Genomic DNA, 22,133 nt, shown 5'->3' on the forward strand with positions numbered 1-22,133 from the left:
CAACCTCGTCCTGCAGCTGGTGAGAGAGGGGAATGTCAGCCTTGAGGACCACATCTCCAAGTGGGTGCCGGGAGTCCCCAACGGGGACCGGATCACGATCCGCCAGCTCCTCAACCACACCAGCGGCCTCGCCGACGGTTTCACCTCGCCCACCGTCCAGGGGAAGGTCCCCACCGGCTGCACCGTCGCGGAACTCCTCACGGCCGAGGCGAAGTTCCCCCCGGTCGCACCTCCCGGCGCCAAGTGGTCCTACAGCAACTACGGCTACAACCTGCTCGGCCGCCTCGTGGAGCCGGCCGGCGGCCAGGATCTGAGCACCGCGGTCCAGCAGCGCATCGCCCGGCCGCTCGGACTCCGCCGCACCCTGCTCCCAACCTCGGGCAACGGACTCACCCCACCCTTCACCCACGGGTACGGGCTGGGCGACGTGGGCCCCACCCAGGCACCCACCGCTGCCGATGACGCGACGGCCATTCCCGCCTCCTGCCTCTGGGCGCACGGAGGCATGGTCTCCACGCTCGACGACATGCGGACCTGGTCCCGCGCCCTGGCGACCGGCGCACTGCTCAAGCCGGCGGTCTGGGCCGAGGCGACCAAGGACCCGATCCCCTTCGTCTTCGCGGGGAACTACAGCGGGCCCGGCAAATGGCGCTACGGACTGGGCTTCGTCGAGTCCGGCGGGTTCATCGGCGGAGAAGGCAGTTTCGCCGGTTACGAATCCACCACCATGTACTCGCCCGAGCTCCGGACGGCGATCGAGGTGGTGTCCACCAAGAACCCCAACGCCATCACCCCGCCCCCGATGTTCCAGGCCCTCGCCATGGCCGTCTACGGCACCGGCCTCGGCTTCGGCCTCACACCCGAACAGGCCTTCGCGCCCGCCTTCACCGGGGCGTCCTCCTAGGCCGTCGGCTTCGGCCCGGCCGCGGCGACTGCACGGTAGAGCGGGGCGAAGGCGGCCAGGAGGAGGACGGCTCCGACGGGTATGAGGTCCTTGGCGACCAGGGGCACGGCCGCGGCCATGAGCACCAGGACCGGAGCCCACCGCCTCAGGACCCGGCGTCCGGCGAGCTGGCAGACCAGGATCAGCTGTCCGACGAAGAACAGCAGCGGGCCGAACTCGTAGACCGCCGCAAGCACCCCGGGTGTGTCCTGGATCCGGGTGAACAGCTCGTCCATCGTGCCCCGGTCCGCCGACAGGAACCCGACCACCAGGTCGATGGAGAACTGCGCGCCGAGGGCGACGGCCCCCGCCATCCCTGTCCAAAGGGCCGCGGTGGACAGCCGGTTGCGGCCGGCGGCCATCCGCATCGCGGCAAAGCCCCGCACGAAGAGGACGAGCGCGCCGAGGAAGCACAGGTGCCCGAGGCTCCAGGCGGGACCCGGTCCCCGGCTGCCGTCGAGGCCGTCGAGGATGCGGATGAGGCCGTAGGCCCCCATGAGAACCGGTGCGGCGAGGAAGGCAGTTCGCGACGTGATCACGTGAACGACGCTACGGTCGGCGACCCCCTAGTCACATCCGGTACCGACCCCTGAGGTTCCCCCTAGGCCGATCGGGACGTGTCACACATGGCGGAGCGTGACGATCCCACTACCCTTCGCCATAATCGAACGGGCTGGAAGGATCATTCATGCCCCAGTTTTCCCTACTCGGCCGACCATCACGGATGGTCGCGCGGAAGTCGGCTCTCCTTCTGTCATCCGCCGCGATCGCGATTTTCGGGGCGCTTCCCGCATACAGCGGCGTTCCCGCGGTGGCGGCAGCGGATGGAATCATCCCGACGAGTCCCGCCGTCGCCACCTCGCCCGACGGAACGCTCACGCTGCTCGCGACGTACTCGACGGGCCAGCTCGGCTACCGCGTACGGTCGGGCGCAAAGGGCGACTGGGGCTCCTGGAAGTCGGCTTTCGACAAGGGAACGGGCGGCCCCCCTGCGGTCGCCCAGAACCTGAACAAGGGCCAGGTCGTATTCGTCAGGGGCACCAACGGCACTCTCAGATACCAAAAGATCAGCGGCAAGGGCGAGATCCGGGCAGATGTCTGGAACGTCATCGGGCAACCGGCGGGGGTTTCCCTCGAGGGGAATCCCGTGGTCGTCGCCAACAACAACGTCTACAGCAAGCCCTCGGACAGTTCCACGAAGGTGAGCAACACCGACGGCCGGCTGGAAGTATTCGTCCGGGGTTCCGACAACGGCCTTTGGTACACGGTCCAGAAGGCCCCCAACGGAGACTCCTGGACCGACTGGAAGCGCCTGGGGGGAAACTGGGAGGGGAATCCGGCGGCTATCGTCGAGGGTGACGGACGCATCGGAATCTTCGCCCGCACCGCCGACGGGCACATCAAGCACAGTGCCCAGAGGGCGCAGGGAACCCAGCAGGATCCGCAACCGGACTGGACGCCCTGGCTCGACCTCGGGGACGGATTCACCGGCGGTGTCGCCGTCGCCGGCAACATCACCAAATCGGGCCGCTTGCTGCAGATCTTCGGGAACCGTGCCGGAAACCTGTACACCATGACCCAGTCGGCTCCCGGTACCGCGAACGATCCGGACGGTACCTGGGCGGCCGGTATGGCTCTGGGCCCCGCGTTCACCACCAATCCCGTGACGGCGAGCTATCCGGACGGGCGGCTCGCCGTATTCGGCGTCAACGCCCAGGGCAAGGTCGCTTACCGGGCACAGACGCAGAGCGCGGACGATAAGAACTTCAACGGCATCTGGGTGGCGAACAGGGTCGTCCTGGACGGCCTGAGGGAGGCGGCCACGTCCCTCGCGGTGGAGACCTCCACTTCCGGAGCCGTGCCCGGTTTCGATGTCTTCGCCATGGCCAATGGGTCCGTATTCCAGCGCACACAGCTGGCCGCCGGGACGCCCGACGGAAGCAGGGCCGACGCCTGGCTCGGCTGGAAAGACCTCGCCTGGCCCTTCTCGGGACCATGTGAACCCCCGGGCGGCTTGCCTTGCCTTCAGATCTACAACCCGAACCTTCATCTGCCGCTGGCCGTGAACAACTCGGGAACCCCCAACGGGCAAGAGAAGGCTCCCATCGGCCAGGATCGATGGGCGCTGGTCCAGCAAAGGGACGCGAACGGAAAGGAAACCGGCAGCTTCGACATCGTCACCCGCTACTACCACACCTGCCTCTACTTGGAATATTCAGATTCCGGTACGGATCCCACTCCGTCGCTCAAGGATTGTGGATCCATGACCCCGGAAGACCGTTGGAGCCTTGAACCCGTAGGTTCCAACTCGGTTTCAGAGCCTGACTCCTACCGGCTCCACTCCTGGGCTTGGTGCCTCGCGTTCGATTCCGATCGGAATCTCGGCGTGCGCTATTGCCCCGGCACCACCCCCACCAGCCAGGACACCTGGAAGCTCGGGGAAAACCTGCCGACCTTTGCCGAGGAAACGGCGGAAGGCGTCGTGGGGCTGGTGGCCAAGTACGCCGCCTACCACTGCAAGGTGGACGCACCCAAGGCAAAGTGCACGTTCGTGGACGGCCCGACAACCCCCGCCTATCAGGCATCCAGCGGATGCATCGAAGGCACTGTCATTTTCAATGACAGCACCGAGAAAGCTCAGTTCTCCAGGGCCGTGACGAAGTCCACCGGATCCACGTGGACCGTCGGAACCAATATCGAATTCGGGCCACTGAAAGATTTGTTCAAAATTTCATTTGACGCAAATCACGCCTGGACCGAAACCGCCACCACCGGCGGCCAAACCACCGTCACCGTTCCCCCCCAGCAATTCGGATGGATCGAAAGAGCTCCGGTACTTCGCGAGACTTCCGGCTCGTGGAGATACTCGAACGATGATGACGGTCTGAACTGGAACTTCAGCGGGCGCAACATCTCGTACGCGAAGAACGGGACGAACGGAGCCGTCGACTTCACCGTCACGAAGACCTCCAATGTCCCCCCGACCAGCGGACACTGCGAATAGGCAACGGCGAATCCTCCGGCCCCCGGTGTGGTGATCCCACTCAACACACCAGGGGCCGGAGGCCTGAACGGTAGCGGCGGACGGGCCGCCGCTACCAGCCTTTGACCGGCCTCACGGAGAAGCCCGGCCAGAGCGCTGAGTGCCGGCCCTGAAGGCTGCACCAGCCCACCTGCGTACAGGTATCCCATCCGCCGAATTGCCAGTTGCCAGTTACCACCCGGTGTCTCCACTGATCAGTGGATTTCTGATGCCCAGGACGCGGTCACGTATGAGACCGCCCTTGAATACGTGGCCTCGGGCAACAGGGTGATTGATGATCTTCCTGTTCCGGGCGAGGCGACGGCCCCGATCAGCCTCCTGAGGATTCCTGTGCGTCGAACCACCCTTGTCGCCGTCACTCTGGCCACGGCAGCGTCCGCTTTGGCGGCCCCTGCCTCCGCGGCGTGGGCAGCGGACCACCAGGCCGCACCTAAGCCGGCCTCTTCTGAGCCCTCGCCTCTCTACCCGAACCTGGGGAACAAGGGGTACACGGTCGACAGCTATGACCTGTCCATGCGCTACCAGCCGCAGGATCAAAAGGCCCCCGTTGCGGCCACTGCGGTGATCAAGGCCAAGGCGTCCGAAAAGCTGAGCTCCTTCACTCTCGACGCGGCTGGCCTTGATGTCACGTCGGTGACCGTGGACGGCAAGACAGCGGCCTTCGCACCCGATGCAGCCAAGGAGAAGCTGTCGGTGACGCCCGAGGGGCCGGTTGAAAACGGACACGAGATGAAGGTGGAGATCGCCTACACCGTGAACCCCCAGGGGGGAGGACGCGGCTGGATCAAGACGGGCACCAAGACCGGCTTCGCCGTCGCAGCGCAGCCGGATGCCGCGCACACCGTCTTCCCCTGCAACGACATCCCCAGCAACAAGGCGGACTTCACATTCCACATCTCGGTGCCGAGCGACAGCGGCGACATCGGTGTGGCAAGTGGTCTGAAAACGGGCCAGGAAACCAAGGACGGTTACACGACCTACCGGTACGAGAGCGAGCACCCCATCGCCACAGAGCTCGTCCAGATAGCCGCCGGCAAGTACGAGGTCGTCGATGGGCCGACGGTTGGCGGTGTGCCCATCAGGGATGTTGTGCCGGCGGATGCTGGCAGCAAGTTCACCTACGCACTCGGACTCACAGCCGACCAGATGAAGTGGATCGCCAGTCCCAGCCGTCTCGGCCCTTTCCCCCTTGAGACCTACGGGATCCTCGCAGCCGATACCACAGCAAGCCAGCCCTTCAACTTCACCGGCCTGGAGACCCAGACCCTCACCCTCTACAAGCCTTCCTATCTGGCCAATCAGACCGACGAGAAGCTCATCGCGTCGCACATGATGCATGAGTTGGCGCATGCCTGGTTCGGAGTCAGCACCACGCCCAAGACGTGGTCCGACAACTGGCTCAGCGAGGGACACGCCAACTACTACGGCCTTGTCTACCGCTACGAGAAGGGCTGGCCGTCCGGGAACGGCGCGAGAACCATGGAGGAGGCCATGAAGATCGCTTACGAAGCGGGCAACTCCTACCGCAGCCTGTACGGGCCCGTCGCACAGCCGAAGGACGAAGCCGCGATCTACAGCAATCAGGCCTACCTCGGCGGTCCACTCGCCCTCTACGCACTCCAGCAGAAGGTGGGCCAGGAGAAGTTCCACGAAATCGAAACGGCATTCCTCAAGGAATACCAGGACAAGTCCGCCAGCACGGACGACTACATCCGGGTCGCCGAGCAGGTCGCGGGCGGTGACGTCGGCACGTTCCTGACCGACTGGCTCTACGGAACCACCACACCCGCGATGCCGGGCCACCGCGACTGGAATCCCAACACCGTGACCGCACAAAGCCAGGACCCCGCGAAGACCCTCGCGCAGGACCCCGCGATCAAGCCTCTTCTGGAGGCCGACACCGTCGGCTGATCGAAGGGGCGAGCGGGTGAACACACCTCACGTCCGAGCCCCCGACGGCGATGAAGCGCAGCGTGCGCGCGAACTTCCCCTCGCGGCGCGGTGATTCCTTGTCCATGATCCCCCCGGCCACACATGAGGCGCGGAGGGGCCGCTGCCGAAGGGGCCCGGCTACCTCGATGCGGGGATCTTCGTACGGACCGGGTCCCAGCACTGGACGCCCTTGAGGTCCGGCATCCGGTCGCGGGTGAAGACCGGCTCCAGGCCCGCCCGGCGCTGGGCGAGGTAGTCGTCCAGGAGGCGGAAGGCGATGGCCGACAGCGGGATGATCGCGGCGAGGTTGATCAGGGCCATGAAGCCCATGAACACGTCGGCCAGGTTCCAGACGATCGACACCGAGCCGAGGGAGCCGAGGACGACCGCCGACAGGACCAGCACCCGGTAGCCGGGCAGGACCCAGCGCTTGCGGGTGATGAACTGGATGTTGGTCTCGCCGTAGTAGTAGTTCCCGATCATGCTGCTGAAGGCGAGCATGAAGACCACGACGGTCAGCAGGTGCCCGGCCCAGGAGCCCAGCGTGTCGCTCAGCGCCGTCTGCGTCAGGTCCGCGCCCTGGCGGCCCGCCAGCTCCGGGTTGGTGACCAGGACGATGAAGGCCGTCATCGTGCAGACGAGCAGCGTGTCGAAGAAGACGCCCAGGGACTGTACGAGGCCCTGCTTGACCGGGTGCGAGACCTCGGCGGCCGCGCCCGCGTTCGGGGCCGAGCCCAGGCCCGCCTCGTTGGAGAACATGCCGCGCCGGATGCCCTGCTGGATGGCCGCGCCGATGCCGCCGGCAGCCAGCTCGCGGAAGCCGAAGGCGCCGCCGACGATGTCCGCGATGACCCGCGGGAACTCGGTGACGTTGAGGAGGACCACCGCCGCGCCGAGGAGCAGGTAGACGATCGCCATCACCGGGACCAGGACGGTGGTGACGGAAGAGATCCGCTTGACCCCGCCGAAGACGGCCAGGCCCAGCAGGGCGGCCAGCAGCACGCCGAGCGCCGGGCCGAACCAGTCCGCGCCGTCCGCGTCCGCGAGCGAGCCGGCGGCGACGGCGGTGATGGTGTTGGCCTGCACCGCGTTGAAGACGAAGCCGAAGGTGACGGTGATCGTCACCGCGAAGAGCACCCCGAGCCAGCGTTTGCCGAGCGCGCGCTGCATGTAGTACGCCGGACCGCCCCGGTAGGCGCCGGTGGAATTGCGCACCTTGTAGAGCTGGGCGAGCGCCGATTCCACGAAGGCGGAGGCAGCGCCGATCAGGGCCATCATCCACATCCAGAAGACCGCGCCCGCGCCGCCCAGGGTGATGGCGGCGGCGACGCCGGCGATGTTGCCGGTGCCCACGCGCGCGGCGGCGGAGATCGTGAAGGCGCCGAAGGACGAGACCTGCTTGCGCCCGTCGGCGCGCGGCGGGGTCTTCTCCTTCACCACCCGGAACATCTCGGGAAGCAGGCGCAGCTGCACACCCCGGGACCGGACCGTGAAGTACAGGCCCGCACCGACCACCAGCGGAATCAGCAGGTAGGTCCACAGGTGATCGTTCACGTTGACGATCATCGAGTCCAGAGTGTCCATGATTCGAAGTGTCCCCGGGGCGGAAGGCCCACCGACAGGGACCTACGTCCGTGGCCGGAGGGTCCGAAGGCCCGCGGTGCGCGCCCTTCGCCCCGATCCCGGTCAGCCCCGATCCCGGTCAGCCCCGGAGCCCGGCCAGCCCCGACCCCGGTCAGCCCCGGAGCCCGTGCCGCCCGGCCCAGTCCCGTACCGCCGCCGCGATCAGCAGCGGATGGTCCTCGGGGGTGTGGTGCCCGGCGGCCACGTCCTCGTGCCGGGCCAGCTCCAGGCCCGCGACGTGTCCCAGGCACCAGTCGACGCTCTCCGGTCCCTGCATGGCCCCCGGTCCCGGGGCGAAGGTCAGCAGCAGCTTGGGGACCCCGGGGCTCGCCGCGAGCCAGTCGCCGTACGCCGCAACGCGGGCCACCACCTCGGCGGGCTCCCCGCCCAGCGGCATCGAGCGCGCCCACTGGAGCAGCGGGCGCCGGCTCTCCCTGGTCGGGTACGGGGCCCGGTACGCGTCCAGGTCGCGCGGGTCGAAGGGGAGGGCGACGGTACCGGGCAGCGCCTGCTCGATGAAGGCGTTCTCGTCGAGGACCATGGCCTCCCCGACGCCGGGCGTCTTGATCGCCCGGAACAGCTCGCGGCCACCTTCCGGGAACTCCTCCCAGCTCATCGGCTTGAGGATGGTTTCGGTGAACGCGATCCCGCGTACCCGCCCCGGGTGGCGGGCCGCCCAGTCGAAGGCGAGGGCGCCGTCCCAGTCGTGCCCGACCAGCACCACCTCCTCGAGGCCGAGCGCGTCGAACCAGGCGTCGAGGTAGCGGGCGTGGTCGGCGAACGTGTAGTCGATGGCGGGCTTGCCCGAGTCCCCCATGCCGATCAGGTCCGGCGCGAGCAGCCGGCCGGGTCCGCCGACGGCGGGGAGGACCTCGCGCCAGAGGTGGGAGGAGGTGGGGTTCCCGTGCAGGAAGACCATGGGCACGGCGGCACCGCCACCGTCGGGACCGGCACCGGCCTCCCGGTAGTGGATCGTCGAATCGAGTACGGGCTGTACGGGCACGGCTGCTCCTTCGGAGAGGGATTCGGAGAGGGATTCGGAGAGCGACGGGGACGAGGGCCGGGGCCGGGATCCCGGCCGGGGCCCGTCAGCGGAAGGCCGGGGCCGCGCGGTGCGCCCAGGCGGCGAAGGGGCGGGGGGCGCGGCCGAGGATCCGCTCGACGGCCGGGCTCACCGCCAGTTCGGCGGCGACGGGCGCGCCGAGGATCGACAGGGTCCCCTCGACCGCGGGCTCCGGCATGAAGGCCAGCATCTGCGCCCGCGCCTCGCCCGGACTCTGCTCCACGAACCGCACCGGGGCTCCGATCACCTCCGCGATCGCCGCGGCCCGCTCGCGCGGGGTGACCGGGACGGGCCCGGTCAGGTCGTACGTGCTCCCCGCGTGCCCGGTGCCCCGCAGCACGGCCGCCGCCACCTCGGCCACGTCCGCCGGGTCGACCGTGGGCAGCCCGACGTCCCCGAAGGGCGCGGCCGCCGTGCGGTGGGTGCGGATCGACTCGGCCCAGGCGAAGGCGTTGGAATCGAGCCCGCCCGAGCGCAGGACGGTCCACTCCAGGCCGGAGCCGCGGACGGCCTCCTCGAAGGCGGCCGGGTGCCGGTACAGCCCGGGCCGGGTGCCGACGCCCTGCGAGGACAGCAGCACGACCCGCCGTACGCCGCTCCGCGCGGCCAGTTCGAGGACCGCCCCCGGGTCCTCGCCGGCCACGAGCAGGAACAGGGCCCCGGCCCCCTCGAGCGCGGGCCGCAGGCTCTGCGGCTCGGCGAGGTCGGCCCGGTGGTGGCGGACCCCGGCGGGCAGGTCCTGCTCCGGCGCCCGGCGGGAGACGGCGGTGACCCGCTCCCCGGCCGCCGCGAGGATCCGTACGAGCTCGCTGCCGACGTTTCCGGTCGCACCCGTGATGACCAACATGTGAGACTCCCGCCCCGTTGGAGTAAGTTAGTCAACTGACTAACCCCTAGGGCGACCATAGCCCGCCGGGCGGGGCCCGTCTACACTTAGTCAGGTGACTCACTCAGAATCCGGCGCCAAGGCCGGGCGGCGCGGGGGCAAGCGCGAACGACTCGCCGCGGCGGCGGCCCGGGTCCTGCACGAGCAGGGCATGGAGAAGACGACCATCGCCGACATCGCGCGGGCGGCCGACGTCCCGCTCGGCAACGTCTACTACTACTTCAAGACCAAGGACCAGCTGGTCGAGGCCGCCATCGGCGCCCACGCGCAGAACCTGGCGGGCCTGATCACCGCCCTGGACACGCTCCCCACCCCGCAAGACCGCCTGAAGGCCCTCCTGGCCGGCTGGGTCGACCAGCGCGAGCTCACCGCCCGCTACGGCTGCCCCACCGGCTCCCTCGCCTCCGAGCTCGACAAGCGCGACGACGGCCTCGACCAGACGCTGGCCGAGGTCATGCGGGTACTGCTCGACTGGGCGGAACAGCAGTTCAAGGCGCTCGGCCGGACCGCGGACGCCCGGGAGCTCGCAGTCGCACTGATCGCCTCCTACCAGGGCATCTCGCTGCTCACGAACACCTTCCGCGACCCGGACATGATGGCCGCGGAGGGCCGCCGCCTGGAGCGTTGGATCGACTCCCTGACTCCCTGACTCCCCGAGGTGCGGGCTCCCCGAGGCGCGCCACCGGACCGGCTTCACCCGTCCCGGTGGAACCCGGGGAGGTCGGTGCGGGAAGAACCGATTCGCTGTCGCGGCGTCGGCATACGGTCCGTCCCGACCCCTCACCGATCTTGAGGAGACCTCCCATGAAGCTTCGCAGCGCCGTCACCGCGGGCCTGGCCGGGTTCAGCCGGGCCGGGCCGGGTTCAGCCGGGCCAGGCCCGGTTCAGCCGGGCCGGGCCGGGTTCAGCCGGGCCGGGCCGTTACCAGCCGAGTCAAGTCGGGCCAGTGCTAGCCGCGAGCGGCCGCGATGAAGGCGCGGATCAGGTCCGGGGACTTCACCCCGCGCTCGCTCTCCACCCCGCTGGACACGTCCACGCCCCAGGCGCCCGTCACATCGAGGGCCTCCCGCACGTTCCCCGGCGTCAGCCCGCCGGCCAGCAGCCACCGGCCCGCGGGCGCGGTGAACAACGCCGAGCCCCAGTTCCACGGCTTGCCGGAGCCGGGGTCCGGGGCGTCGATCAGCAGCAGGTCCTCGCCGTACTCCCCGCAGCGCTCCACGTGCTCCGCGGTGGCCCGCAGCAGGGTGCGCCCCCCGGCGCACAGCGCCGCGAACTCCTCCGGCCCCTCCTCGCCGTGCAGCTGCACGCCCCGTACGCCGCTCTCCTCGGTGAACCGCCGCACCTCCCCGACGGACTGCCCCCGGAACACCCCCACGGTGAGCACCCCGTCCGGCACCCCGGCCACCAGCTCCCGCGCGGTGACGGCGTCGACGGTCCGGGGACTCCCGGGCGCGAACACGAACCCGACGGCATCCGCCCCGGCGGCCACGGCGGCCCCGACGTCGCGCGCGGTCCTGAGCCCGCAGATCTTGATGAACACGTCGCTCACGTCAGTCATGCCAGCAGTCAACCAAACCCCCACCGATCCGCAGAGCCGCGTCCCACAACCCGGGCAGGCAATCCCCCTCGCCACCAGCCTGGGACTAGGCACACACCCCTCGCCGCACGGGTACCGCTCCCCTACGACGGTCTCCTTCGGTCAGCCCCCGCACGTCCCGGAGCCGTTCGGCTTCGCCGTCGACAACACCGGCTTCTAGAACGACCGAGGGCGGCACCCCAGTGGGGTGCCGCCCTCGGTCGTGCCCGGAAGTCAACCTTCCGGGTGCTCCCCCGCGTGTAAGTCCCCGGAAGCACGGAGCGGAAGAGGGCAGCGAGGGGGGACGGGGGATGGGTGACGTGAAGGGCCGGATGCGGCAGTGGTGGCGGCAGTCCGCGGGGCGGGTCGCGGCCGCCGCGGGGGTGCCGCCGCTGGCCGCCTGCGGGGCGCTCGCGGCCGGGCGGGCGGGCACCGGGTACCTGGGTGGCGGGTGGGTGGTCCTCTTCGGGGCCGTCCTGCCCCTGGCGGGGCTCCTCGTCCACGCCGCCCTGGCAGGGCGCCGGGGCGAGGTCCTCGCCGCCTGGGCCGCGCTGCCCGCGGCCGTCGGCGTGTTCCTCGCCCTGACGGCGGCGGACGACCTGGTGCTGCGGGAGCGGGGGGTCGAGGTCACCTGCGTGGTCAAGGAGGTGACCTCCCGGGTCGAGAAGGACTCCTACTTCACCCCCGACGGACAGCACCTCACCACCACCGTCAAGTACGACCACCTGCTCGCCTGCCCGCCGGACGGCCCGACCGGGCTGACCGGGGAGGAGAAGCTCGCGAAGGCCGGCGACGAACTGCGGCTGGTCTACGACCCGCGGGGCAGGCTGGAGCCGCGGGATCCGGCGGAGCTCCACGCCGTGGGACTGCGCTCAGCGGCCCTCGGCGCGGTCGGGCTGGCGGTGGCGATGGGGGTGCTCGGCACCCTCGCCGGGGCCGCCGAGCGGCGCTCCCGGCTGAGGGGTCGGTGACGGGAAGGGAAGCCGCACGACGCGGTGAACGCCCGAGGGCGGCACCCCCGGTGGGGGTACCGCCCTCGGAACGTGAAGAGAACAGCCGATCAACCCTCAGGTCGATCAGAAGTCCATGTCACCGCCCGGCATGCCGCCGCCGGCAGCAGCGCCGGCCTTCTCGGGCTTGTCGGCGATGACGGCCTCGGTGGTGAGGAAGAGGGCCGCGATCGACGCCGCGTTCTGCAGGGCAGAGCGGGTGACCTTCGCCGGGTCGATGATGCCCGACGCGATCATGTCGACGTACTCGCCGGTCGCGGCGTTCAGGCCCCAACCGATCTGCAGGTTGCGGACCTTCTCCACGACGACGCCACCCTCGAGACCACCGTTGACGGCGATCTGCTTGAGCGGGGCCTCCAGCGCGAGCTTGACGGCGTTGGCGCCGGTCGCCTCGTCGCCGGTGAGCTCGAGCTTCTCGAAGACCGAGGAGGCCTGCAGCAGGGCCACGCCGCCACCGGCGACGATGCCCTCTTCGACAGCCGCCTTCGCGTTGCGAACGGCGTCCTCGATGCGGTGCTTGCGCTCCTTGAGCTCGACCTCGGTCGCGGCGCCGGCCTTGATGACGGCCACGCCGCCGGCCAGCTTCGCGAGGCGCTCCTGGAGCTTCTCGCGGTCGTAGTCCGAGTCGGAGTTCTCGATCTCGGCGCGGATCTGGTTGACGCGACCGGCGACCTGGTCGCTGTCACCGGAGCCGTCGACGATGGTGGTCTCGTCCTTGGTGATGACGACCTTGCGGGCGCGGCCGAGCAGGTCGAGACCGGCGTTCTCCAGCTTGAGGCCGACCTCCTCGGAGATGACCGTGCCGCCCGTGAGGATGGCGATGTCACCGAGCATGGCCTTGCGGCGGTCGCCGAAGCCCGGGGCCTTGACGGCGACGGACTTGAAGGTGCCGCGGATCTTGTTGACGACCAGGGTCGACAGGGCCTCGCCCTCGACGTCCTCGGCGATGATCAGCAGCGGCTTGCCGGACTGCATGACCTTCTCGAGGAGCGGCAGCAGGTCCTTGACCGAGCCGATCTTCGAGTTGACGATCAGGATGTACGGGTCGTCGAGGGACGACTCCATGCGCTCCATGTCGGTGGCGAAGTACGCCGAGATGTAGCCCTTGTCGAAGCGCATGCCCTCGGTGAGCTCGAGCTCCAGGCCGAAGGTCTGCGACTCCTCGACCGTGATGACGCCTTCCTTGCCGACCTTGTCCATGGCCTCGGCGATGAGCTCGCCGATCTGGGTGTCGGCGGCGGAGATGGAGGCCGTCGAAGCGATCTGCTCCTTGGTCTCGACATCCTTGGCCTGCGCCAGCAGGGCGGCGGAGACGGCCTCGACGGCCTTCTCGATACCGCGCTTGAGGGCCATCGGGTTCGCACCGGCGGCCACGTTGCGCAGGCCCTCGCGGACGAGCGCCTGGGCGAGAACGGTGGCGGTGGTCGTACCGTCGCCGGCGACGTCGTCCGTCTTCTTGGCGACTTCCTTGACCAGCTCGGCGCCGATCTTCTCGTACGGGTCCTCGAGCTCGATCTCCTTGGCGATGGACACACCATCGTTGGTGATCGTGGGGGCGCCCCACTTCTTCTCAAGGACGACGTTGCGACCCTTGGGGCCAAGGGTGACCTTGACGGCGTCGGCGAGCTGGTTCATCCCACGCTCGAGGCCGCGGCGGGCCTCCTCGTCGAACGCAATGATCTTGGCCATCTGAAGTGGTCCTCCCGGACAGCGGTGGATTGCTCCCGGACCGCGCCCGCGCCCGCGACGGACGGCCTGCGTGCCCGGCGGTTCCTTCCCACCGGACCCTGCGGGCCTCACCGACCCGGTCCTCGTTTAGTAGCACTCTCACCAGGAGAGTGCTAACGCCAATGATTAGCACTCGACCCCTCCGAGTGCAAGCGGCTTCGGACAACCCGGGATGAACACCCAGACGCCGCAAGGGCCCCGAGGCCGCCACGCACGAGGGGCCCGCATCCCGTGTCCAGGATGTGGGCCCCTCGTACATGTGCCGTTGTGCCGCCGTGCGCGGCCGCCGTGCGAGGGCCGCGTACGTGTCGGAGGTCGATCGCGGTCGGACTAGCCGGCGGCGAGCTTGACCATGTCCGCCTGCGGACCCTTCTGGCCCTGCGAGATCTCGAACTCGACCCGCTGACCCTCTTCAAGGGTGCGGTACCCGTCCATCTGGATGGCGCTGTAGTGGACGAACACATCCGCACCACCGTCGACCGCGATGAAGCCGTAGCCCTTCTCCGCGTTGAACCACTTGACGGTGCCCTGAGCCATGCCTAACTCCCCTATTACTGGCCCTTGCGCAGGACCGCACTTCGCGGTCCCGGGTCAGAACTTGCGCCGGAACGCCTCGACCGGGGCTGAATGTATCCGCACCGCTGCTGTCTGCAACAGGTCATTCCGACGAGAATTCTGGACACGCCAAAAGATTGAAATAGGGTGAAAATCAGGAATATTCCTGGGCAACTCGGGCCGGACAAACCACGCCAACGCCCCATAGCGCACTTGCATGTTGACTCAATGTCAACCCTCTCGCGGCCCGCTCATATGCGGCGGGCAAGAACAGCGGAGGGGACTTCCCCAACCTTACCGCGCCCAATCAAGCAGAATTGCCCCCTCCGGTTATTACCGGAGGGGGCAATTCAGCGTTCTGGGCGGAGCGGGCCCGTCGTCAGCAGCCGCCCGCGACGGCCGGAATGATCGAGATGCCCGCGCCGTCCGGGGTGGACGTCTGCAGCCCGCCCTCGAAGCGCACGTCGTCGTCGTTGACGTAGACGTTCACGAAGCGGCGCAGCTTGCCCTGGTCGTCCAGGACGCGCGCGGCGATGCCCGGGTGGCTCTTCTCCAGGGACTCGATGACCTCGGCGAGGGTCGCGCCCTCGGCGGGGACCTCGGCCTTGCCACCGGTGTAGGTGCGCAGGATGGTGGGGATGCGGACGTTGACGCTCATGGCGCTACTGCCTTTCCGGGGTGCAGGGAGGGAGATCAGGCCAGGTTGGCGGCGCGGAACGCGTCCAGGCTCGGGCGGATGGTGGCGGTCTGGCCGCTGTCGGCGGCCACCGCCTCCAGGGTCTTGAGGCCGTCACCGGTGTTCAGGATCACGGTGGTCAGCGAGGGGTCGAGCTGACCGTTCTCGACCAGCTTCTTCGTCACGCCGACGGTCACGCCGCCCGCGGTCTCGGCGAAGATGCCCTCGGTCTGCGCGAGGATCTTGATGGCCTCGACGACCTGCTCGTCGTTGACGTCCTCGACGAAGCCGCCGGTGCGGCGCGCGATGTCCAGGACGTACGGGCCGTCCGCCGGGTTGCCGATGGCCAGCGACTTGGCGATGGTGTTCGGCTTCTGCGGGCGGACCACCTCGTGACCGGCCTTGAAGGCGGTCGAGACGGGCGAGCAGCCCTCGGCCTGGGCACCGAAGATCTTGTACGGCTTGTCCTCGACGAGGCCGAGCTTGATCAGCTCCTGCAGACCCTTGTCGATCTTCGTCAGCTGCGAGCCGGACGCGATCGGGATGACGATCTGGTCGGGCAGCTGCCAGCCGAGCTGCTCGCAGATCTCGTACGCCAGGGTCTTGGAACCCTCGCCGTAGTACGGGCGCAGGTTGACGTTGACGAAGCCCCAGCCCTCGCCCAGCGGGTCACCGATGAGCTCGGAGCAGAAGCGGTTGACGTCGTCGTAGTTGCCCTCGATGCCGACCAGGTCGCCACCGTAGACACCGGCCATGACGACCTTGCCCTGCTCCAGGTCGTGCGGGATGAAGACGCAGGAGCGGAAGCCGGCGCGGGCGGCCGCGGCGCCGACGGCGCCGGCCAGGTTGCCGGTGGAGGAGCAGGAGAGGGTGGTGAAGCCGAAGGCGCGGGCGGCCTCGACGGCGATGGCCACGACGCGGTCCTTGAAGGAGTGCGTCGGGTTGCCGGAGTCGTCCTTGACGTACAGCTTGCCGGTGAAGCCGAGCTCCTTGGCCAGGTTGGCCGCGTCCACGAGCTTGGTGAAGCCCGGGTTCAGGCTCGGCTTGGAGGCCACGTCCGCCGGGACGGGCAGCAGCGGCGCGTAGCGCCAGATGTTGTTCGGGCCGGCCTCGATCGCGGCGCGCAGGGCTTCGGGGTCACCGAGCGGCAGCTCGTAGGCGACTTCGAGAGGTCCGAAACATTCGGCGCAGGCGAAGATCGGGCCGAGCTCGAAGCGGGTACCGCACTCACGACAGGAAAGGCCGGTGGCGGGACCGAGATCGACAGAAGTGCCCGAAGCAGCGGATTCGGCAGAGGTTGAGACAGTCTGTGCAGCCATGATGGCGAGGCCCTTTCTCCTCATCTTCCCCATGGCGCACTTCGCCATGAGACGGAATTGGCACCTTCCCTAGCCGGGGACCTCGCTGACGTCGCTGGTGTGCGCGATCGCGAGAACCGACTGGAGGGTTGCCGGGGCTTCAACGGGCCGTGTCCCTCTGCCCCTCTGGATGAGCGGTATGGCACCGGGCAACACGCTCTGTGGCGCGCCCGGGCGTTTGTACGCGGGCCCCCGGCATGCGGCGGACCTTTGCGTTGTTCAAGACTGTAACCGAAGCCCCGGGTGGTTGAGACAGCCGTCCGAACCGCGAGATGGATCACATTTCGGCCGAAACCGCAGGTGGTCCACGGATCGACAGAGGAGTTCCGAAGGTGCTGGAAGAGGTGGAGCGCTGGCTGGCAGACCGCTCCTGGTCCGCCGCCGACCGACCGCTCGACCAGTTGCTTTCCGCCAAAAGGGCAGCCGGTACGACGGTCAGCGTGGTGTTGCCCGCGCTGAACGAGGAGGCCACCGTCGGGGAGATCGTCGAGGTGATCCGGCGCGATCTGATCGAGGGGCCCCCGCTCCCCCTGGTCGACGAACTGGTGGTGATCGACTCGGGCTCCACCGACCGCACCGCCGAGGTCGCGGCCAAGGCGGGCGCCCGGGTGGTGCACCGCGACGAGATCCTGCCGCGCATCCCCGCCGTGCCCGGCAAGGGCGAAGTGCTGTGGCGCTCGCTGCTGGCCACCTCCGGTGACGTCGTCTGCTTCGTCGACGCCGACCTGCGGGACTTCTCCGCCTCCTTCGTCTCCGGGATCGTCGGCCCGCTGCTGACCGATCCGCAGGTGCAGTTCGTCAAGGCGATGTACGACCGCCCCCTGGGGGACACCCCCGGCCAGGGCGGCCGGGTCACGGAGCTGGTGGCCCGCCCGCTGCTCAACCTCCACTGGCCCCGGCTGGCGGGCTTCGTCCAGCCGCTGGGCGGCGAGTACGCCGTACGCCGCGAGCTGCTGGAGCGGCTGCCCTTCCCCGTGGGCTACGGCGTCGAGCTGGGCCTGCTGGTGGACGCGCTGCACACGGTCGGGCTGGACGCGCTGGCCCAGGTGGACGTGGGCGTACGGCTGCACCGGCACCAGGACGGCCAGGCGCTGGGGCGGATGGCCGCGGCGATCTACCGCACGGCGCTGCTGCGGCTCTCGCGGGGGCACCTCGTGCGCCCCGAGCTGACGCAGTTCGAGCGCGGTCCGGAGGGGTTCGTGGCGCACACCCACGCCGTGGACACCGTGGAGCGGCCGCCGATGCGGGACATCGAGGAGTACGCGAGCCGCCGCGTGGCGTGACGGCCGGGGTCGGCGCAGTGGTCTTCGTCTCGGTCCGCCGGACACGCAGGAGCTGACGTTTGACCGGGCGCGGGGCGGGCTAGGTTCGCCGCATGGCTTCCCAGGTGCTCGTCGCCGCGAACCGCGGCCCGCTCTCGTACGCCCTCGCCGCGGACGGCACGCTCAGTGCCCGCCGCGGCGGGGGCGGTCTCGTTTCCGGCCTCTCCGCCGCCCTCGCGGAACAACCGGGGGCCGTGTGGATCTGCGCGGCCCTGTCGGACGCGGACCGGGAGGCGGTACGGCGGGGCGTGGCCGAGCCGGGCGTACGGATGCTCGACATCGACCCGGAGGTCTACGACGACGCGTACAACGGCATCGCGAACTCGGTGCTGTGGTTCCTCCACCACCACCTCTACGACGTCCCGCGCGAGCCGGTCTTCGACGCGGGGTTCCGGCGGCAGTGGCAGTCGTACACCGCCTACAACGAGGCCTTCGCGGCGGCGCTGGCCGAGGAGGCGGCGCCGGGGGCGACGGTCCTGATCCAGGACTACCACCTGGCGCTGGCCCCGGGACGGCTGCGCGAGCTGCGCCCGGACCTGAGGATCGGGCACTTCACGCACACGCCGTGGGCGTCCCCCGACTTCCTGCGCATGCTCCCGGAGGACATCCGCGGGCAGCTGCTGTGGGGGATGCTCGGCGCGGACCAGGTGGGCTTCCACACCGGGGAGTGGGGCGCCGAGTTCATCCGGGGCGCGGACATCGACGACGCCACCGGCCGCGCGACCGGCGTCCTGGGGACCGGCGGCCCGCAGGGGGTGGAGCACCGCAGGTACGCGGCGGACGGCAGCGGGCCGGCGGAGCACCGGTTCACGGAGATGGCCCGCTACCCGCTGGGCGTGGACGGCGACGAGCTGCGGGCTCTGGCGCACCGGCCGGAGGTGGACGCGAAGCTGGCGGCACTGCGGGAGCGGACGCACGGCCTGAAGACGATCGTCCGGGTGGACCGCACGGAACTGTCGAAGAACATCCTGCGGGGCCTGCTGGCCTACCGGGAGCTGCTGACCGTCCACCCCGAATGGCGCGGCAAGGTGGTCCACCTGGCCTCCGCCTACCCCTCGCGGCAGGACCTGAGGGTGTACCGGGAGTACACGCAGGCGGTGGCGGAGCTCGCGGCCTCGGTCAACGAGGAGTTCGGGACGGCGGATTGGCAGCCGGTCCTGGTCTCGGTCGAGGACGACTTCGCGCGGTCGCTGGCGGTGTACCGGCTGGCGGACGTGGCGCTGGTCAACCCGGTGCGGGACGGGATGAACCTGGTGGCGAAGGAGATCCCGGTGGTGTCGGAGGCGGGGTGCGTGCTGGTGCTGTCGACGGGGGCGGGGGCGTACGCGGAGCTCCGCGAGGACGCGCTGACGGTGAACCCGTACGACGTCACGGAGACGGCGGAGGCGCTGCACGCGGCGCTGTCCATGCCGACCGCCGAGCGTGCGGACCGCACGAAGCGGTTGGCCGCGGCGGCCACCGCCCTCCCCCCGGCCCAGTGGCTCACGGCCCAACTGGACGCCCTGCGCAACGCCTGACGGTTGCCGGGCGCGGCGCCGTTGCCGTTGCCGTTGCCGTTGCCGTTGCCGTTGCCGTTGCCGTTGCCGGGGACCAGCCCCCGGACCCCCGCTCCTCAAACGCCTGCGGGGCTGGATTCTCCGGCCCCGCAGGGCAGGTCAGGCCTGGGGCAGCGCGGTAGCCAGGGCGGCGAGGAAGGTGACCACCTCCGAGGGGCCGGACACCGTCAGGTCCGCCCGTGCGGCGAGCTCCGGAACCTCCCCGGACCCACTGCACAGGAGCAGCCCCGGCACCCCCTCCGCCCGCAGCTTCTCCACCGCCGAGAACGCCGCCAGATCGCCGAGGTCGTCCCCGGCGTACAGGACGGCCGAGGCCCCCACCTCCGCGAGGTACTCCGTCAGGGCGACGCCCTTGTCCATCCCGGGCGGCCGCAGTTCCAGTACGGCCCGGCCCGGTTCGACCATCAGGCCGTGGCGCGCCGCCAGCCCCGCCAGGGGTTCGCGCAGGGCCGCGAAGGCCGCCGCCGGGTCCTTGGCGCGGCGGGTGTGGACCGCCAGCGCCTGGCCCTTCTCCTCGATCCAGGTCCCGCTCCAGGCGCCGATCGCGTCCAGGAACCCGGGCAGCTCCGCCCGGACGGCCGCGACCCCCGGATGCTCGGCGGGGGCGTGGACCGTACCGCTCACGGCGTCCCACCGCTCGGCCCCGTAGTGGCCGAGGACGACGAGGTGTTCCAGCCCGGGGACCCCGGCGAAGCCGCCGTAGCGGACGGCGACCCCGGCCGGCCGGCCGGTGACGACGGCGACGGATCCCACCCGGGGTGCGAGCGCGGAGAGCGCGGCGACGGCTCCGGGATGGGCCCGGGCCTGGTCGGGGTCGGGAACGATGTCGGCGAGGGTGCCGTCGAAGTCGAGGGCGACGACGGAACGCCGTGGTGCACGGAGGAGGGCTTCGAGCCCCTCGCGTCCGGCGGCGGTGACGGGCATCGGCAGATCGTGCGGATGGCTCCCCATACGCTCGACCCTAACGGCCCAGCCGGGCCACGGCTACGGCGCGCGGCAGACCGCTACCGCCGCGACCGCTGGGCTTCGCGGATCCGCCGCAGCCGGTTCACCGTGCCCGGCGCGTGCTGCAGCGCCCTCGGGTCGTCCATGAGCGCGTTGAGCAGCTGGTAGTACCGGACCGGGGCCATCCCCAGCCCTTCCCGTATGGCCCGCTCCTTGGCCCCGGGCCCGGGCCAGGTGCGGCCTTCGTAGGCGAGTACCGCGGCTTCGTCGGGGCTGAGCCCGGCCGCCGGCCGCCCCTCGTCCGCGTCCGTCATACCGCCAGATTAACGCCGCCCACCGACAGCCACCCGACGGCGACCGGGCAGGCAGCCCGTCCGGCGACCGGGCAGGCAACCGGGCAGGCGACCGGTCCGGCGACACCTCCGGCGACACGTCCCGCGGCCGGACCGGCGACCGGACCGCCGCCCCGTCCGCCGCCCCGTCCGCCGACCCTCAGCGCGCGTCCGCCTTGCGCGCCGCGTCCGCGATGTCGCCGAGCACCTTCGCCGGCTGTCCGCCCTGCTGCACGCTCTTGCCGACGTTCTGCTTGATGTCCTCGCTCACGGCCGCCCAGGACTTCTTGCCGACCGGGTACAGCCGCGCGTTCGGCAGCGCCTGCAGGAAGGTCTTCAGCTGCGCGGACCTGGCCCCGGTACCGGCCGCCATCGCCCGGGAGCCGCTGGTGGTGACGGGGAGCAGGTCGTACTTCTCGGTGAAGGCCGTCACGTTGTCCTGCTTGTACAGGAAGTCGAGGAACTTCCCCGACTGCGTCCTGTGGCCGTTCTTGAAGGCCATCACCCAGTCGGCGACGCCCATCGTGGGGTGCTCCGTGCCGTCGGCGGTCGGCATGGGGGTCATGCCGTACTTCACGCCCTTCGCGGCGGCCTGCTTGACCAGCGTCGGGTGCCCGTTGAGCATGCCGACCTCGCCGCGCGAGAAGGAGTCGAAGGCGGCCTGCCGGTCCAGCTTGGACGGCTCGACGGGGCCGGTGAGGCCCGCGCCGACGATCTTGTCGCGCAGGTACTCGAGGGTCTTGACGTTCTCCGGGGAGTCGATCGCGTACGCCTCCTCGTTGTCGCTGTAGCCGCCGCCGCCGGCGAGCAGCCACTGCATCGTCTCGCCCTGGGCCTCCTCGCGGCCCAGGGGCAGCGCGAAGGGGGTGGGGACGCCGGCCGCCTTGAGCTTCTTGGCGGCGGACTCCAGGTCCGCCCAGCTCTTGGGCTGCCAGGCGGTCTTGCCGTCCTTGGGTATGACCCCGGCGTCGGCGAGCAGCTTCTCGTTGTAGAACATCAGCCGGGTGCTGGCCACGAAGGGCATGCCGTACTGGACGCGCTTGACCTTGCCCGCGTCGGCGAGCGGCGCGAGGAAGTCGGCCTCGGTCGTCACGGAGAGCAGTTCGTCGGCGGAGTACAGCTTTCCCTGGGCCGCGTAGTCGGCGTAGGCGCCGATCTGGGCCACGTCGGGGGCCTTGCCGGCCTTGACCATCTCGGCGACCTTGGCGTCGACCTCGGACCAGGAGTAGACGTCCACCTGGACCTTGGTGCCGGGGTTGGCCTTCTCGAAGGCGGCGGCGAGGTTCTTCCAGTAGCCCTTCGAGGAGTTCTCCGGATTGTCCCCGTAGTCGGCCGCCACGACCCGCAGGGTGACCTCGTTGTCCCCGGTGAGGCTCGACACAGCTCCGCAGCCGGTCAGTGTCACGGTGGTCAGGCACAGTGCGAGACCGGACGCGGCGAGGTTCAGCTTTCGAGCCTTCACAGTTCTCGTTCCACCCCAAGGTTGTTCCGTACGATGCGCGTAAAGGTCTACACCACTTTCGCGCCCCGTCGATATCAGCACTCGAACGCGCACACGAACCGCACGCGCCCACCCGCGAACCTA

Annotated in this window: 18 protein-coding genes, 1 pseudogene and 1 riboswitch; of the genes and pseudogenes, 7 read left to right on the top strand and 12 right to left on the bottom strand. The window is 69.8% G+C overall.

Annotation, left to right across the window (positions count from 1 at the left end; translation table 11 throughout):
• Position 1: 1 nt before the first annotated feature.
• Positions 2-904 (top strand): annotated as a pseudogene (locus OG904_RS12700) (serine hydrolase domain-containing protein); the annotation flags it as partial.
• Here OG904_RS12700 and OG904_RS12705 read toward each other — a convergent pair.
• The gene (locus OG904_RS12705) at positions 901-1,482 is read right to left on the bottom strand and encodes a hypothetical protein (RefSeq protein ID WP_405490369.1); all 582 of its coding nucleotides are present in this window, start codon (positions 1,480-1,482) and stop codon (positions 901-903) included. The pseudogene OG904_RS12700 and the gene OG904_RS12705 sit on opposite strands and share 4 nt — an antisense overlap.
• A gap of 149 nt (positions 1,483-1,631) precedes the next feature.
• On the opposite strand from OG904_RS12705, the gene OG904_RS12710 reads away from it, so the two are divergent.
• Entirely contained in the window at positions 1,632-3,947 is a 2,316-nt protein-coding gene (locus OG904_RS12710; RefSeq protein ID WP_405490371.1) for a hypothetical protein, read from the top strand.
• 288 nt (positions 3,948-4,235) lie between these two features.
• Positions 4,236-5,897, top strand: coding sequence for a M1 family metallopeptidase (locus OG904_RS12715; protein ID WP_405490373.1), 1,662 nt, complete (start codon positions 4,236-4,238; stop codon positions 5,895-5,897).
• Between the two features lie 159 nt (positions 5,898-6,056).
• Here OG904_RS12715 and OG904_RS12720 read toward each other — a convergent pair whose 3' ends face one another.
• From OG904_RS12720 to OG904_RS12730, 3 genes are all read right to left on the bottom strand, one after another.
• Complete coding sequence (locus OG904_RS12720; RefSeq protein ID WP_405490375.1) at positions 6,057-7,502, bottom strand: alanine/glycine:cation symporter family protein; 1,446 nt, start codon at positions 7,500-7,502, stop codon at positions 6,057-6,059.
• Between the two features lie 151 nt (positions 7,503-7,653).
• A complete protein-coding gene (locus tag OG904_RS12725) occupies positions 7,654-8,544 on the bottom strand; it encodes a haloalkane dehalogenase (protein ID WP_405490376.1) in 891 nt (296 codons plus the stop codon).
• A gap of 85 nt (positions 8,545-8,629) precedes the next feature.
• Positions 8,630-9,451, bottom strand: a complete 822-nt coding sequence (locus OG904_RS12730; protein ID WP_405490378.1) for an SDR family oxidoreductase — start codon at positions 9,449-9,451, stop codon at positions 8,630-8,632.
• A 94-nt stretch (positions 9,452-9,545) separates the two neighbouring features.
• Between OG904_RS12730 and OG904_RS12735 the strand changes: the two genes are divergently transcribed.
• A complete protein-coding gene (locus OG904_RS12735) occupies positions 9,546-10,139 on the top strand; it encodes a TetR/AcrR family transcriptional regulator (RefSeq protein WP_405490380.1) in 594 nt (197 codons plus the stop codon).
• 300 nt (positions 10,140-10,439) lie between these two features.
• Here OG904_RS12735 and OG904_RS12740 read toward each other — a convergent pair whose 3' ends face one another.
• Positions 10,440-11,048, bottom strand: coding sequence for a phosphoribosylanthranilate isomerase (locus OG904_RS12740; RefSeq protein WP_405490382.1), 609 nt, complete (start codon positions 11,046-11,048; stop codon positions 10,440-10,442).
• Positions 11,049-11,377: 329 nt separating this feature from the next.
• Between OG904_RS12740 and OG904_RS12745 the strand changes: the two genes are divergently transcribed.
• The gene (locus OG904_RS12745; RefSeq protein WP_405490384.1) at positions 11,378-12,037 is read left to right on the top strand and encodes a hypothetical protein; all 660 of its coding nucleotides are present in this window, start codon (positions 11,378-11,380) and stop codon (positions 12,035-12,037) included.
• 105 nt (positions 12,038-12,142) lie between these two features.
• Here OG904_RS12745 and groL read toward each other — a convergent pair whose 3' ends face one another.
• From groL to thrC, 4 genes are all read right to left on the bottom strand, one after another.
• Positions 12,143-13,765: a chaperonin GroEL gene (groL, locus tag OG904_RS12750; protein ID WP_328299482.1), complete on the bottom strand. Its 1,623-nt coding sequence runs from the start codon at positions 13,763-13,765 to the stop codon at positions 12,143-12,145.
• A 369-nt stretch (positions 13,766-14,134) separates the two neighbouring features.
• Entirely contained in the window at positions 14,135-14,341 is a 207-nt protein-coding gene (locus tag OG904_RS12755) for a cold-shock protein (protein WP_008743607.1), read from the bottom strand.
• A gap of 397 nt (positions 14,342-14,738) precedes the next feature.
• Positions 14,739-15,017, bottom strand: a complete 279-nt coding sequence (locus OG904_RS12760) for a MoaD/ThiS family protein (RefSeq protein WP_405490387.1) — start codon at positions 15,015-15,017, stop codon at positions 14,739-14,741.
• Between the two features lie 35 nt (positions 15,018-15,052).
• Positions 15,053-16,354 (bottom strand): threonine synthase, encoded by a 1,302-nt coding sequence (thrC, locus tag OG904_RS12765; RefSeq protein WP_405490389.1) that lies wholly within the window; start codon positions 16,352-16,354, stop codon positions 15,053-15,055.
• A gap of 17 nt (positions 16,355-16,371) precedes the next feature.
• Positions 16,372-16,530, bottom strand: a riboswitch (SAM riboswitch).
• Between the two features lie 195 nt (positions 16,531-16,725).
• Between thrC and OG904_RS12770 the strand changes: the two genes are divergently transcribed.
• Together OG904_RS12770 and OG904_RS12775 are read left to right on the top strand one after the other, a co-directional pair.
• Positions 16,726-17,676 carry a glucosyl-3-phosphoglycerate synthase gene (locus OG904_RS12770; protein WP_405490391.1) on the top strand — a complete coding sequence of 317 codons (951 nt, stop codon included), beginning with the start codon at positions 16,726-16,728 and terminating at the stop codon, positions 17,674-17,676.
• A 92-nt stretch (positions 17,677-17,768) separates the two neighbouring features.
• A complete protein-coding gene (locus OG904_RS12775; protein WP_405490393.1) occupies positions 17,769-19,232 on the top strand; it encodes a trehalose-6-phosphate synthase in 1,464 nt (487 codons plus the stop codon).
• Between the two features lie 138 nt (positions 19,233-19,370).
• Here OG904_RS12775 and otsB read toward each other — a convergent pair whose 3' ends face one another.
• The 3 genes from otsB to OG904_RS12790 all read right to left on the bottom strand — a co-directional run bounded on the left by otsB (position 19,371) and on the right by OG904_RS12790 (position 22,010).
• Positions 19,371-20,222, bottom strand: a complete 852-nt coding sequence (gene otsB / locus OG904_RS12780) for a trehalose-phosphatase (protein ID WP_405490395.1) — start codon at positions 20,220-20,222, stop codon at positions 19,371-19,373.
• A gap of 53 nt (positions 20,223-20,275) precedes the next feature.
• The gene (locus OG904_RS12785; protein WP_405490397.1) at positions 20,276-20,530 is read right to left on the bottom strand and encodes a DUF3263 domain-containing protein; all 255 of its coding nucleotides are present in this window, start codon (positions 20,528-20,530) and stop codon (positions 20,276-20,278) included.
• 178 nt (positions 20,531-20,708) lie between these two features.
• A complete protein-coding gene (locus OG904_RS12790; protein ID WP_405490399.1) occupies positions 20,709-22,010 on the bottom strand; it encodes an extracellular solute-binding protein in 1,302 nt (433 codons plus the stop codon).
• Positions 22,011-22,133 lie beyond the last annotated feature (123 nt).

Source organism: Streptomyces sp. NBC_00096, from assembly GCF_045041305.1.
In the GTDB taxonomy this organism is placed as follows: Bacteria; Actinomycetota; Actinomycetes; order Streptomycetales; family Streptomycetaceae; genus Streptomyces.

What these genes read in the sequence shown, in the direction of transcription:
- OG904_RS12730 (WP_405490378.1), bottom strand. Translation starts at nt 9,451, where the DNA reads ATGTTGGTCATCACGGGTGCGACCGGAAACGTCGGCAGCGAGCTCGTA.
- OG904_RS12745 (WP_405490384.1), top strand. Translation starts at nt 11,378, where the DNA reads ATGGGTGACGTGAAGGGCCGGATGCGGCAGTGGTGGCGGCAGTCCGCG.
- OG904_RS12760 (WP_405490387.1), bottom strand. Translation starts at nt 15,017, where the DNA reads ATGAGCGTCAACGTCCGCATCCCCACCATCCTGCGCACCTACACCGGT.
- OG904_RS12710 (WP_405490371.1), top strand. Translation starts at nt 1,632, where the DNA reads ATGCCCCAGTTTTCCCTACTCGGCCGACCATCACGGATGGTCGCGCGG.
- OG904_RS12755 (WP_008743607.1), bottom strand. Translation starts at nt 14,341, where the DNA reads ATGGCTCAGGGCACCGTCAAGTGGTTCAACGCGGAGAAGGGCTACGGC.
- OG904_RS12775 (WP_405490393.1), top strand. Translation starts at nt 17,769, where the DNA reads ATGGCTTCCCAGGTGCTCGTCGCCGCGAACCGCGGCCCGCTCTCGTAC.
- thrC (WP_405490389.1), bottom strand. Translation starts at nt 16,354, where the DNA reads ATGGCTGCACAGACTGTCTCAACCTCTGCCGAATCCGCTGCTTCGGGC.
- groL (WP_328299482.1), bottom strand. Translation starts at nt 13,765, where the DNA reads ATGGCCAAGATCATTGCGTTCGACGAGGAGGCCCGCCGCGGCCTCGAG.
- otsB (WP_405490395.1), bottom strand. Translation starts at nt 20,222, where the DNA reads ATGGGGAGCCATCCGCACGATCTGCCGATGCCCGTCACCGCCGCCGGA.
- OG904_RS12740 (WP_405490382.1), bottom strand. Translation starts at nt 11,048, where the DNA reads ATGACTGACGTGAGCGACGTGTTCATCAAGATCTGCGGGCTCAGGACC.
- OG904_RS12720 (WP_405490375.1), bottom strand. Translation starts at nt 7,502, where the DNA reads ATGGACACTCTGGACTCGATGATCGTCAACGTGAACGATCACCTGTGG.
- OG904_RS12785 (WP_405490397.1), bottom strand. Translation starts at nt 20,530, where the DNA reads ATGACGGACGCGGACGAGGGGCGGCCGGCGGCCGGGCTCAGCCCCGAC.